Below are 13,309 nucleotides of genomic sequence, written 5' to 3' on the forward strand. Positions count from 1 at the left end.
CGACGCTCGCCGGATGGGCGCTGACGTGCAACCGGTGCTGGGACGGACTATACTTTGGCGCATGCGGACGGAGTTCATTTGAGTTCCATGAATCGGCGCGCACTTGACTGGCGGGAGAGCATTCGATGATGTTTCAAAATGTGGCTCGGCGAAGTTGGCTGCTCTTGAGCGCCTTGGTCCTCGGCACGCTGTGGCCGGCGGCGGTGCAGGCCCAGGAAACGCCGGCGATTTCGCAATATCGTCGTTGGGTCACTGGCACGTCCTTTTCGCCCGATGGTGCGAAGTTGGCCACGGTTGGCGGCGAGTCGCTGCTCTATCGCCCTGGCGACGTGACGCTCTGGGATCCGAAGTCCGGCCAGCAATTGGCCAGCTTCGCCGGACATCCGACCTGCGTCTGGTGCGTGGCGTTTTCGCCGGACGGCACTCTCCTTGCGACGGGCGGCTACGATGGCACGGTGAAAATCTGGGACGTCGCCGCCGCACAGGAGAAGGCTTCAATCGCCGCGCATAAGAACTGGGTGACGTCCGTCGCGTTCAGCCCGGACGGTCTGACGTTGGCCACGGCCAGCGACGATACAACGGTGAAGCTCTGGAAGGTCGCCGACAACACGGAAATCGGGCCACTCGCCGGCCACTCGGGCGGCGTGTTTCGCGTGGCGTTTTCACCGGACGGACAAACGATCGCCACGGGCTCGTCGGACAAAACCGTCCGACTGTGGAACACCGCTGATCGCACGGAAAAGGCGAAGCTCGAGGGGCATTCCGATCTGGTCCGCGGGCTGGCGTTCACGCGCGACGGCAGCAAATTGGCGAGCGCCGGCGCGGATCGTAAGATCCTGATCTGGGACCTGGCCGCCTTGCCCGCGAACAAGGTGCTGGAAGGTCACAAGGATTGGATCGTCGATCTCTCGTTCGGCCCGGACGGACGTCTGGCTAGCGCAGGGCACGATCAAACCGTCCGGCTTTGGGACATTGCTTCGGGGCAGACAACCTCGTTGCTCGACAACTACACGAGCGCCGTTTGGGCAGTGGCTTTCTCGCCGGACGGCACCGCCTTGGCCACCGGCAGCCAGCGCGATTCGATCAAGGTCTGGGAATTCGGCGCGCCGCGTGAACGCTTCCCAGCGCCCGTGACGGAAAATCCCCAGGCGGCGAACAAGTAGTGCCAAGGCTCAACGCCTAAGCAAGTCGACTCGCGTCCGCCTGAATCTCGCTGACGATGCACCGCAGCGCCGTGGCGGTCATCGACGTGGGCATCGACGCCAGGCTGCGTTCGGCGTCGACGACCTGGCTCGGCTCCAGCGGCACATGAATGAATGCCGCGCGCGTGGTGTAGCCGTCGCGTTCCGCGAAGTAGTGGGTCCAGTACAACATCGCGTTGCACAGATGCGTGCCGGCGTGGTACGAGACCTGCGCCGGAATCCCCCGCTGGCGCAGCTTCGTAGCCCAATCCAGCAACGGGAGATCGCTCCGGTAAGCCGGCGGACCGTCTGCTTCCAATATCTTAAAGTTCGATTTCTCATCGCCCGGCTTGCCGCCGATGTTCAGGCCGAACATCTCCAGATCGATGGTCGCCCGGCCGCTTGCCTGCCCGAGATGCAAGACCACGTCGTAGCCAGCGGATAAATCACGGCACAAACGCGTGCGGGCAGCGGCGAAATCGACAGGGTAGAGCCGCGTGACGATTTTTGGCTCCAACGGCAAATCGCGGGTGAAATTCACCAGGCATTGCCAACTGGAATTGGACCGCCATTCGCCGAAGGGCTCGAAGGCGGTAATCAGGACCGTGGGCTGAAACATAGCGGCTGCCGGGCAACACTGAACGCGGATTTCCCCCCTCCGCGAACCTGATTGGAGCAAATACCGCGCTAACTGCAAGGCGCGAGGCGGCTTTATGCGGCACGCCGTCTCGGCGCTAAGCCCAGGGAAGGCCACCATCGACTGGAGAGGATAGGGAAGTCTTCTAGGGCCTTCCCTGGGCTTGGAGAAACCGGCGGCCTTTCAACGCGAAAGTCCTCGCCGCTCGCCTTGACGCAAAACCCGGCCCGTTCTACTCTTCGGCCCGCATTGGGGAGGCCGCACGCGCTGCGCGTGACGGTCAGCGTGGTTGCCCAGGGAGTCGAGCATGAAGCCCGTCGCCGAGGATCCGTCGAATTGGCCGGAAGTCCCGCTGTTTGACACGTTGCGCCAACAGGCGGCGCTGCGCGACGAGCTGTTCGCCGCGCTGGCCAAGGTCTGCGACACGGGGCGCTATGTCCTCGGGCCGGATTGCGTTGAACTGGAGAAATCGCTCGCCGCGTATTGCCAAGTCCCGCACGCTCTCGGCTGCGCTTCGGGAAGCGACGCTTTACTGCTGGCGCTGATGGCCTACGACATCGGCCCGGGCGATGAAGTGCTGATGCCGAGCTACACGTTCTTCGCCACCGCTGGCGCCGCTTGGCGACTGGGCGCGAAGCCAGTCTTCGTCGATATCGACCCGGTCACCTACAACATTAATCCTGCCAAGATCGCAGCGGCCGTGACGCCGCGCACCAAGGCGATCATTCCCGTCCATCTTTATGGCCAATGCGCCGATATGACCGCGATCAACGCGATCGCTCGGCCGCACAAGATCGCGGTCATCGAAGACGCTTGCCAGGCCATCGGCGCCGAGTTCGACGGGCGCCGCGCCGGCTGCCTGGGCGATGTCGGCTGCTTCAGCTTTTATCCGACCAAGAACCTGGGGGGCGTCGGCGACGGCGGGTTGATGACTTGCCTGGCCGACGAGGTGGCCGCCAAGCTCCGTATCCTCCGTGTGCACGGCGAACGCCAGCGCTATCATCATCAACTGGTTGGCTTCAACAGCCGGCTCGATTCGTTGCAGGCCGCGGCGCTAAACGTCAAGTTACCGCACCTCGATCGCTGGACCGCGCAGCGCGCCACGAACGCCGCGCGCTACACCGAACTGTTCACGCAGGCCGGACTGGCGGACTGCATCGGTCTGCCCACGGCCAGCCAGCGCTGCCGTCACGTGTGGAATCAATACATCGTACGCGTGCCAGGCGGAAAGCGCGACGCGTTGCGCGAACACCTGACGACGCGGAAGATCGGCACGCAGATTTACTATCCCGTGCCGTTGCACCTGCAAGAGTGCTTTGCTTCGCTGGGCATCGGGCCCGGCAGCCTGCCGGAAACGGAGCGCGCCGCGAAGGAAACGCTGGCCTTGCCGATCTTCCCGGAGCTCACCGCCGACGAGCAGCGCGCCGTCGTCGCGGGCGTCGCGTCGTTCTTCGGAGCACAGACTTCGCAGCGACAAGCGCCGCCGCGCCCGAAGTTCCTCGACGCGACGTCGCCGTCCAACGCCAAACAACTGTAGCCGAGGTCTGTGACCTCGGCCGCGCCGGGCATAGTTGCCACGTTGCGCGCTCGTCTACAAATACGACGACTTGGAACGATTCCATGCCCTCTCCCCGGCCTCGCAGAGGCCGGCTACAGCCAGACGTTCAACTTCCGCTTTCGTAACTCTGGAGCACACCCATGAAACTGGCGATCTGCAGCGCACTGGCAATGGTGTTCGGTCTCGTTGGCGTGGCCGCGGCTGACTACGAAGCGTTTCACGTGCAGGTGAATCCCGCGCTTGGCACGCTGCGCTACGAAGCGGCCAGCATGGCGAGCGGCTCGCTGGGTTGCGGGGAAGATCCTTTCGTCTGCATGTTCGACCTTGAACTGGACATGCGCTTGCAACTCGACGGCCTTGGCAAAGCGCAGGCGACCGTAAGCAAGCTGGAGTTGCTTGGCTTGGAGGGCGTTTTTGCGGAATACCCGGAGACCGTCGACTACCTCGAACTGAATCTCAAGTTTGACCTGGCGAGAAGCGAATTCTTCGTGTCGCAGGGTCCGGGCGTAGATGACACCACCGTGACGGCGCAGTTTCCGCTGAGCGAACCGCTAGTGATGCAGTTCCATCGTGCACAGCTGATGACGATGAGCGGCGGACCTGACTATCGCCCAGTCGACGGCCCGAAGTATACCTTCGGTTATACGGTTCCAGAACCGAGCACTTTCGTGCTGGGATTGATCGTGGCCCTCGGTTGCTGCTGGTGCTGCATTGCGCGGCGGGGCGGCACTCGCTAAGCGCGCAGGCAGGACAACGCGAGCGATGGGTGCCACTGGGGGCTTGTCCGCCAGTGCGGTTTTGACGTCGCTGGCGGACAAGCCGCCAGTGGCACCCCACTTCAAACTTTCTGCGGGGGCATTTAGAACAAAAAAAACGGACGATCCGCCGCGGCAAGGTTCGCGGCGTCTCGTCCGTTTTGTGCAGCACAAATCACCAGTTTGGTACGGGCGTTACTTGATGAACAACATCTCCTGGTAGGTCGGCAGCGGCCACAAGTCGTCAGCCACCGTGGCTTCCAGGGCGTCGGCGTACTTGCGAACCATCGCCATCGCCGGCAGCACTTCGCCGCAATAGTACGTGGACTCCGCTTGAGCGCCCTCGTGCGGCACGTCGACCAGCAGCCGTTCGAGAATCGCCACGCTATCTTGGAACGACTTCACCAACTCGGTGATGACGTCCAGCGTGTCGGTGTCGAACTTGTAATCGAGCATCTTCAAGTTCACGGCCGTCGACGCGAGCTCGCCTTGGTAGCGAATCGCCGCCGGGAAAATCAGTGTCTTGGCCATCTCGATGGTGAGATTCGCCTCGACGTTGACCGTTTTGCAGTATTGCTCGAGGTACGTATCCAGCCGGCTTTCGAGTTCCCGCTTCGAGAGCACGCCGTACTTGGCGAACAGGGCTTCGACCTTCGGGTCCGCGAGTTGTGCCAGGGATTCCGCCGACGTCTTCAGGTTGAGCAAGCCGCGCTTGGCCGCCTCGGCGTGCCATTCCGCGGAATAACCGTCGCCGTTGAAGATAATCGACTCGCACTCGGCCATGATCTCGGTCAACAGCTTCTGCACCGCATCGTTGAGCTTCGACGGATCACTGCCGATGGCCTTTTCGAGCTGCGTCGCGCAGTAGTCGAGCGACTCGCAAACGATGGTGTTCATCGCCACGAGCGGCCCGGAGATCGACTGGTTTGCGCCGACGGCGCGGAACTCAAAGCGATTGCCCGTGAAGGCGAACGGACTCGTGCGGTTGCGGTCGCCGGCGTCTTTCGGCAGCGGCGGCAACACGTCGACGCCAACATGCAACATGCTCTTGGCGAACGAACTCTTGGCGCCTCCCTGCTTGATCTGGTCGAAGATATCGGCCAATTGATCGCCCAGGAAGACGGAGATGATCGCCGGCGGGGCCTCGTTGGCGCCCAACCGATGATCGTTGCCCGCCGTGGCGACCACGGCCCGCAGCAGACCTTGGTACTTGTAGACCGCTCGCAACACGGCGGCGCAGAACACCAGGAACTGCGCGTTTTCGTGCGGGGTATCGCCGGGGTCGAGCAGATTGCCTAGCGTGGCGCTGCCCAGCGACCAGTTGACGTGCTTGCCGCTGCCGTTGACGCCCGCAAACGGTTTTTCGTGCGTGAGGCAGGCCATGCCGTACTTTTCCGCGATCTTGCGGAGCATCAACATGACCATCTGTTGATGGTCGGTGGCGAGATTCGCCGTCTCGAAGACCGGCGCGATTTCATATTGCGCCGGCGCGACTTCGTTGTGGCGGGTCTTGACCGGAATGCCGAGCTTGAACAGCTCGCGTTCCGTTTCGATCATGCACGCCAGCACGCGTTCGGGGATGGCGCCGAAGTAATGATCCTCGAACTGCTGCCCCTTGGCCGGCTTGGCGCCGAACAGGGTGCGGCCCGCGGTCAACAGGTCCGGACGCGAGAAGTAGAAGTTGCGGTCGATCAGGAAGTATTCCTGCTCGGGACCTGCGGTCGAGGCGACGAAGGATGTGTCGTCGCGGCCGAACAGCTTCAAGATCCGGTGCGCTTGCTTGTTGAGCGCCTGCATCGAACGCAACACCGGCGTCTTCTTGTCCAGCGCTTCGCCCGTCCAGGAGACGAACGCCGTGGGGATGCAGAGCGTCGTGCCGTTGGGGTTTTCCAGGATGTAGGCCGGGCTGGTCACGTCCCAGACGGTGTAGCCGCGGGCTTCGAACGTCGCGCGGATGCCGCCGGACGGGAAGCTGGAGCCGTCCGGCTCGCCTTGAATGAGTTGCTTGCCCGTGAATTCCGCGGCCGCACTGCCTTCACCGTCCGGGGACAGGAAGCAGTCGTGTTTTTCGGCCGTGGCGCCGGTCAGCGGGTAGAAGACGTGGGCGTAATGCGTAGCGCCCTTAGAGATCGCCCAATCCTTCATCGCGGCGGCGACGACATCGGCCACCGCGGGGTCGAGCTTCTCGCCCGTTTCGATGGTCTTGATGAGGGACTTAAAGACCGGCTTCGGCAGCCGCTCCTTCATCACCGATTTGCTGAAAACATTCGAAGCAAAGAGGACCGACGTCGGCGTGTCGGTGAAGTTCAACGGCGGCTCGCTGTTCTTGTAGTTGGTGACGGCGGCGATGGCCGCCATACGTGGTGTGCGGCCACTGGCCGGCGGAGACGCCGGGCGATACGCCCCGGAAGCCCCGTTCTGTGACGCGCCGTTCCCCGGTTTCAGAGTCGTTCCCATCAATTCCCTTCCGCCTAAATGGACCTTGCCGCCGTCCAGCCCTGGTAACGCTGATGAGGGCCTTCGGCAAGCGAATCAGAATTCGCCGATCCATGGCGGGGAGTCGGAACCAGCTCCATTGATTCCTCAACACAGGGGCCGTGCAAAGTGCAAGTTCTATGCCCGCTCCCAAATAGCGTGCCAAGACGCCAGAATACAGCGGAATTGCGCTCGGACACAAACCTTGCAGGCGACAAGATAGCTGAAAATCGTCGCTCGACTAGGCAATGCGTGCCTAAATATCCGGCAAATCGGCTGTTTCGCAGCGATCGCTTTCATGCTTCTTTAATCGACTCCACCATGCGCTGGCAATCTGGCAATGAGCTGAGGAACAACTTCCCGTAGCTTTTGGTGAGTACGCGCGGGTCGAGGATCACGACCGTACCTTTGTCGGTCGCCGTGCGGATCAGGCGGCCGAAGCCTTGTTTTAAGCGCAGGACCGCTTCCGGGAGTTGGTAGTCGCGGAATGGGACGCCGCCGGCTGCTTGGATGGCCTCCACGCGGGCCTCCACGAGCGGGCGATCCGGCACCGCAAACGGCAGTTTCGTGATAATGACGTTTTGGAGCGCATCGCCGGGGACGTCGACGCCTTGCCAGAAACTGTCGGTGCCCAGGAGCACGCCGCGAGGGTTTTTCTTGAAGCGTTCGATCATCTGGGTGCGCGGCACGCCGTCGGCCTGGCTGTAGAGTGCGAGATTTCTTTCGCGCAGCCACGGGGCGAGCGCCTTCGCGGCGCGGCGGACCATGTCATGACTGGTGAACAGTGCGAAGGCGTGCCCGTCGGTCCGCGCGATGTACCGGCGCAGCATTTCGAGGACGCGCTCGTCGTAAGCGGCCTTTTCATTCGAGGGGTCCGGCATATCACGCACGAGGATCAGCGTCGCCTGGCGCTGATAGTCGAATGGGCTGCCGAGACGGAGCGTGTCGCAATTGTGCGTGGCACCGAGCCGTTGCTGAAAGTATTGAAACGACGGGGGCTCGCCGACCGAAAGTGTGGCGCTAGTCATGATGACTGTCGGGCCGGCGTCGAAGAGTTGACTGCGCAGCGCGGGGCCGACCTCGATCGGCGCGGCGCTGAGGAGCGTCTTCGGAAAGCGCCCCGTCGTCGTTTCGAGCCAGTAAACGCAATCGCCCTGCACCTGCTTGTGCCAGGCGTCGATCGATCCGGCCAGGCCTAGCAATCGATCCGACGCGGCGACGAAATCCTGACGCTCCGATTCTTCGGTGAGCGACGCGCCGTACATCCGCATTCGCTTGGCCAACGCGGTGAGTTTCGGCCCCAAATGATTTTCGACGATCTCCGGCTTCCGCACGCGGCCATTGGCGCCGGGATGGTTGTCGCGCCAGGCGTTCAAGTCCTGGAAGAAATCCTGCGCCGTGAAGTGGCACATTGTCACGTCGAGTTGCAATTCGTCCAGCAACTTGTCGCGATCTTTGTCGCGCACAAGAAGCCCTTTGTTGGTGCGGTCGTTGAATAGCCGGTTGAGCGTGTAGTCGACGTGCCCGGAGGAAATGCTCAGCCCGAGGTGATCGCCCGCCACGCTTTCGATGTTGTGGGCTTCGTCGAAGATCACGGCGTCGTAGTCCGGCAGGATGCTGACATTCTCGCGGCGCAGCGCCAGGTCGCTGAAGAACAGGGCGTGATTGACGATCAGAATCTGCGCGTTTTGCACGCGCCGCCGCGCGCGGTAATAGAAGCACTGCGCATGTTCCGGGCAGTTGCGCCCCATGCAGTTGCCGTGGTCGCTTTGCACTTCATCCCAGACCTGCGGCAGCGGGCGGTACGGCAGATCGGCGAGTGACCCGTCGTGCGTTTGCTTGGCCCAAGCGGCGATCGCCCGGACGCCGACGAATTCCTCCTCTTCCTTGAAGAGATGGCTGGACCGCGCGACGGCGTTTTTCAATCGCCGCAGGCTGATGTAGTTGCCGCGACCCTTGGCGAGCACCGCCGTGAACTCCAGCGGAATCACCGCGTTCAGGAACGGAATGTCTTTGTGGATCAACTGCTCCTGCAGGCTGATCGTGTGCGTCGAGATGATGATCCGGCGGTGCTTGAGCGATTCATTCGCCGGGTCGGCGGTGGCCAGAATCGCCGGGACGAGGTAGGCAAAGCTCTTACCGACGCCGGTGCCGGCCTCGACCATCAGGTGCCGCTTCTCGCGCAAGGCCTTGGCGACGGCCTCGGCCATCTCCAATTGCTGCGTGCGCAGTTCGTAGTCGCGCAGCCGCTCCGCTACGCGCCCGCCAGGTCCCAAGATGTCCGCCACGCCGCTCATACGGGCGGATTGTAACAGAGCGCTCCGATGGCCGGTGGAGCGCCGCGAACATGATTGTGCGCCGCACCAAGCCCAGGGAAGGCCCTCGAAGTCTCTGCCATCGGCTATATCGATGGTGGCCTTCCCTGGGCTTTTGACGACCACCGCCTTTGGTTTCGCGCCGCTCAAGCTGAACAAACCGTGGCGATTATGCCGATATTGCGCCAGGCGTATTGCGCTTACACGGTCCGAGGGTTTCGCCATGTTCACCAAACTCCCAACATTTGCCCTCTCCGCGCTGATGGCGATGGCTCTCGGGGGAGAAAGCCGCGGCGAAGTGCCGCGGCAACAGGCGGAACGGACGATTGTGGCAGGTTCCGCGAACGCCAAGACGGTGCCGGTGGTCACCGCGCTGGCTCTGAGCCCGGACGGATCGATGTTGGCCTCCGGCGGCGACGACCACGTGGTGCGCGTCTGGAACTTAGTTGACGGAAAACTGGCCGCGGAACTGAGCGGGCACGACGATTGGGTCCGCGCGGTGAGTTTTCATCCGGGCGGCGAACAACTCGCCTCGGCCGGCAATGATCGGCGGATTCGCATCTGGGACCCGGCCGGAAAGAAGTTGTTGCGGACCTTACCCGCGCATTCACAGGCGATTTTCGCGATGGCCTATTCGCCATCGGGACAATGGCTGGCCGCGGCGGGCTTCGAAGCATCGGTCCGCATCTATGCGTCCGACACCGGGCGGTTGCTGTATGAATTGAAGGGGCCGAGCAACGATCATCGCGCGTTGGCCATCGCGCCGGACGGAACGACGTTGGCGGTCGGCGGACGGAACGGGCAGGTGCGGATTTGGAATGCGATCAACGGCGAAGTGATCCAGGACCTGGAAACCGACGGACGACGCATTAGCGCGTTGGCGTTTTCGGCGGACGGCGCATTACTGGCCGCTGGCGGCGAGGGCCAGGAGGTGTTTGTCTTCGATCACCAAACGGGCGGCGAACCGCGACGGATGACGACCAACTCGGGCCGCGTGCTGTCGCTGGCATTTTGCCAGGCTGAAACGCTGGCGATCGGCGATGCGGATAATGACGTGCATTTCTGGGATGTGAATTCGCTCGTGGAAACGGGTCGCGGCGTGAGCCATGAAGGCAGCGTGAGCGCCCTGGTCTATGACGCAGGCCGCGAGACGCTGATCTCCGGCAGCTACGACACAACGATCCGCTTTTGGGCCATGGCCAAGCAAAAAGACAGCGGCCTGGCCCGACAAGCGGAAGCGGAGCGGACGGAACGGTAAGAAGACGGCCGGGAAGAAACGCAGAGTCGGAATTCGGAATTGAGTAGAGGCCCTGTCAGGCAATCGTGCCTCGTTCAGCGTTCCTGCTGCCGAGTTCCCAGTGAACATGGAGGTTCCCTCGTGAGTTTGCTCTCTTTGGTGCGCCGTTGGATGCGACGGAGTTCGATCGCGGCTGCGCCTTTCGGCGATGGATACAAGCGCTGCCAACTCGAACCGCTCGAACGGCGCAGCCTGATGGCCGCCGACATTCACCTGGGCGCCGTGTACTTCGAGGAGGCCACGGGAGACGACTCTGCCGGCGACAAGATTGAGATCACGTTTCAAGGCGGCCAGCCCGGCACGCAGATGACGCAGATCGTCATCGACACCGACAAGGAAGGGAACGGCCTCAGCACGGGCGACCTGTTCTTCGATATCAAAACGGGCGGCCTTGGCGCGTTCAATTTCGCAGCATTACAGGTTCAGACTCCGCAGGGCTTCACGGTCATCGGCGACCCGCAGGTCGTGGACGGCGGCACCAAGTTGATCTTCAATCTCTCTGGCTTCGAAGCTGGCGAGAAGCTCGTGTTTACGATCGACGTCGACGAAGCACAATTCGTCAGCGGCAGTACGATCGACGTCAACTCGCTCGTCGAGGGCGGCGAGTTTCAGCGTTCAAAATTGACGGGCACGTTCACGGCCCCGCACTACTTCGACGCCACGGGAACGGGCGAATTCCGCGACGCGTACGACACCAACTTCTTAAATGCATCGCAAACCAACGGCACGCAGCTGAACTTGCCGCCGGATTCCTACATGCCGCCGGAACCCGGCGATCGTGAGGACCGGACGGCCGGCGCCGTGGTGTTGATCAAGCAGATTCCGAAGCCGGTGTCGCTGTCCGGCAATGTGTTCCACGATGTGAACATGAACAACACACGCGACGGCGGCGAATCGGCCATCTCCGGCGTGGTGTTGCAACTCTGGCGCTTCGTGGACGGCGGCTACCAGCGCTACCAGAATAAGACCGCTACGACCGACGCGCAGGGCAACTACAAGTTCGACCTGCTGGAGCAAGGCACTTACAAAGTGGAAGAAGTGCAGCCGGCGCAGTATTTCAGCGTCGGCGCGAAGGTCGGTACGGTGGAAGGCGTCGCCGTCGGAACCGTGGAGTCCGTCGATGCGCTCACTGAGATTGTATTGAAAGGCGGACAGGCCGGCATTCGCTACGACTTTGCCGAAGCCAAGGAAGCCGAGTTGCACGGCCACGTCTACTACGACGTCGACAACGACGGCGTGTTCGACGCGGGCGAGCAAGGCATCGGCGGCGCGAAGGTCATCATTCAATACTTGCCGCCGAGCGGCGCTCTACCGACGGCGATCGAAGTTTTCACCGCCGCCGATGGTTCCTGGTCGGCCAAGGGCTTGCGTCCCGGCAGTTACCGCGTGACCGAAATCACGCCCGCCGGCTATCTCGACGGTCTCGATCGCGCCGGCGACGCTGGCGGCGCAGCGACGAATCCCGGCGATTTGATCTCCGGCATTTTCCTCGCTGGCGGACAGATCGGCCGGAACTACGATTTCGGCGAATTGCTGCCGGCCACGCTTTCCGGGCGCGTGCACGCAGACTTGAACGGCGACTGCATCTATCAGCCGGGCGAGCAATTGCTGGCAGGCGTCGACGTGCAACTGTTCGACAGTGCCGGCAATTTGCTGCAAACGACCAAGACGGACTCGGCTGGCGTGTACCGCTTCACGGGACTCGCGCCGGGCGTGTACTCGGTGTTCGAGGTGCAGCCGGCGGGCTACTACGATGGCGGCGAGAACGTCGGCAACGCCGGCGGCAATGTCACCGGCAACGATCGCATCTCGAACATCAATCTGTCGCCCGGCGCGAATGCCGCGGGCTATGACTTCTGCGAAAAGCTGCCGGCTTCGCTGAGCGGCCGTGTGCATGCCGACGCCAACGGCGACTGCGTGTTTCAGCCGGGCGAGAAGTTGATTGAGGGCGTCGAAGTGCGGCTGTTCGACTCCAACGGCACGCTCGTCGCCACGGCCACGACGAACGCGGAAGGCGTGTACAAGTTCACGAATCTCGCGCCCGGCACGTACAGCATCTTCGAGGTGCAACCGGCAGGGTACTACGACGGCGGCGAGGAAGTCGGCACGGCCGGCGGCAACGTCACCGGCAACGATCGCGTCGGCAACATCACGCTTGGCTCCGGCGTCAACTCGACCAGTTACGACTTCTGCGAGAACGAGCCGGTCAGCATCTCCGGCTATGTGTTCGTCGATCTGAACGACAACTGCATGCGCGAAACTGGCGAAGCAGGCATTGCCGGGGTAACGCTCACGCTGCTCGACGCGAATGGCAACTCGACCGGCCGTACGACGACGACCGATGCGAACGGCTTCTATCGCTTCGAGGGACTCGCGCCGGGCACGTATGGCGTGGCGGAGGCGCAGCCGGCGGCCTACATCGACGGCCAGGATTGCCCCGGCAGCGCCGGCGGCACGACGCCCGGCAGCGATCGCATCCTGGGCGCGCTGCTCAATCCCGGCGTGCATGGCGCGGAATACAACTTCAGTGAGTTGCTCCCCAGCTCGATCAGCGGCCGCGTACACGCGGACAAAAACGGCGATTGCATCTTCCAGGAAGGCGAAATGCTCCTCGCCGGCGTGCAGATTCAACTGCGCGACCCGAGCGGCAATGTCATTGCGACGACAGTGACCGACGCCAACGGCGTCTACATCTTTGGTGGCCTCGCGCCGGGCGTGTACTCGGTTTTCGAAGTGCAACCCAGCGGCTATTACGACGGCGGCGAAGAAGTCGGCACCGCCGGCGGCACGGTGGGCGGAAACGACCTGATCACCAGCATTAACCTCGGCCCCGGCGTCACCGCGACCGGCTACGATTTCTGCGAGAACGAACCGGTCAGCCTGTCCGGATACGTCTATGTCGATCTCGACAACGACGGCATCCGCGACGCTGGCGAGTCGGGCATTGCCGGCGTGACGCTGGTGTTGCTCGACGCCGCAGGCGCGCCGACGACCGTCACCGCGGTGACGGACGTGAACGGCTTCTATCGCTTCGACGGCCTCGCGCCGGGCGTGTACGGCGTGTCGGAAGTGCAGCCAGCGGCCTACATCG

The 13,309-nt window shown here is 62.8% G+C and carries 8 protein-coding genes; 5 read left to right on the forward strand and 3 right to left on the reverse strand.

The annotated features are described in order from the left end of the window. Positions 1 to 125: 125 nt before the first annotated feature. Positions 126 to 1,163 carry a WD40 repeat domain-containing protein gene (locus SGJ19_23420; GenBank protein MDZ4783207.1) on the forward strand — a complete coding sequence of 346 codons (1,038 nt, stop codon included), beginning with the start codon at positions 126 to 128 and terminating at the stop codon, positions 1,161 to 1,163. 16 nt (positions 1,164 to 1,179) lie between these two features. Here the strand turns inward: SGJ19_23420 and SGJ19_23425 are convergent, their stop codons facing one another. Next, positions 1,180 to 1,800 (reverse strand): pyroglutamyl-peptidase I, encoded by a 621-nt coding sequence (locus SGJ19_23425; GenBank protein MDZ4783208.1) that lies wholly within the window; start codon positions 1,798 to 1,800, stop codon positions 1,180 to 1,182. Positions 1,801 to 2,125: 325 nt separating this feature from the next. Between SGJ19_23425 and SGJ19_23430 the strand changes: the two genes are divergently transcribed. Both SGJ19_23430 and SGJ19_23435 read left to right on the forward strand, forming a co-directional pair. Next, entirely contained in the window at positions 2,126 to 3,355 is a 1,230-nt protein-coding gene (locus SGJ19_23430) for a DegT/DnrJ/EryC1/StrS family aminotransferase (protein MDZ4783209.1), read from the forward strand. Positions 3,356 to 3,516: 161 nt separating this feature from the next. After that, the gene (locus SGJ19_23435; GenBank protein MDZ4783210.1) at positions 3,517 to 4,113 is read left to right on the forward strand and encodes a hypothetical protein; all 597 of its coding nucleotides are present in this window, start codon (positions 3,517 to 3,519) and stop codon (positions 4,111 to 4,113) included. Between the two features lie 213 nt (positions 4,114 to 4,326). On the opposite strand, the gene SGJ19_23440 is transcribed toward SGJ19_23435, so the two are convergent. Further along, positions 4,327 to 6,588, reverse strand: coding sequence for a glutamine synthetase III (locus SGJ19_23440; protein ID MDZ4783211.1), 2,262 nt, complete (start codon positions 6,586 to 6,588; stop codon positions 4,327 to 4,329). Between the two features lie 314 nt (positions 6,589 to 6,902). After that, complete coding sequence (locus tag SGJ19_23445) at positions 6,903 to 8,903, reverse strand: helicase C-terminal domain-containing protein (GenBank protein ID MDZ4783212.1); 2,001 nt, start codon at positions 8,901 to 8,903, stop codon at positions 6,903 to 6,905. A gap of 241 nt (positions 8,904 to 9,144) precedes the next feature. Between SGJ19_23445 and SGJ19_23450 the strand changes: the two genes are divergently transcribed. Together SGJ19_23450 and SGJ19_23455 are read left to right on the forward strand one after the other, a co-directional pair. Next, positions 9,145 to 10,179 (forward strand): WD40 repeat domain-containing protein, encoded by a 1,035-nt coding sequence (locus tag SGJ19_23450; protein ID MDZ4783213.1) that lies wholly within the window; start codon positions 9,145 to 9,147, stop codon positions 10,177 to 10,179. 120 nt (positions 10,180 to 10,299) lie between these two features. Further along, positions 10,300 to 13,309: SdrD B-like domain-containing protein (locus SGJ19_23455; protein ID MDZ4783214.1), on the forward strand; the 3,010-nt coding region annotated here is incomplete at its 3' end.

Source organism: Planctomycetia bacterium, assembly GCA_034440135.1.
GTDB lineage: Bacteria > Planctomycetota > Planctomycetia > Pirellulales > JALHLM01 > JALHLM01.

Coding starts and splice junctions, on each gene's coding strand:
- SGJ19_23420 (MDZ4783207.1), top strand. CDS start 126: ATGATGTTTCAAAATGTGGCTCGGCGAAGTTGGCTGCTCTTGAGCGCC.
- SGJ19_23425 (MDZ4783208.1), bottom strand. CDS start 1,800: ATGTTTCAGCCCACGGTCCTGATTACCGCCTTCGAGCCCTTCGGCGAA.
- SGJ19_23430 (MDZ4783209.1), top strand. CDS start 2,126: ATGAAGCCCGTCGCCGAGGATCCGTCGAATTGGCCGGAAGTCCCGCTG.
- SGJ19_23435 (MDZ4783210.1), top strand. CDS start 3,517: ATGAAACTGGCGATCTGCAGCGCACTGGCAATGGTGTTCGGTCTCGTT.
- SGJ19_23440 (MDZ4783211.1), bottom strand. CDS start 6,588: ATGGGAACGACTCTGAAACCGGGGAACGGCGCGTCACAGAACGGGGCT.
- SGJ19_23445 (MDZ4783212.1), bottom strand. CDS start 8,903: ATGAGCGGCGTGGCGGACATCTTGGGACCTGGCGGGCGCGTAGCGGAG.
- SGJ19_23450 (MDZ4783213.1), top strand. CDS start 9,145: ATGTTCACCAAACTCCCAACATTTGCCCTCTCCGCGCTGATGGCGATG.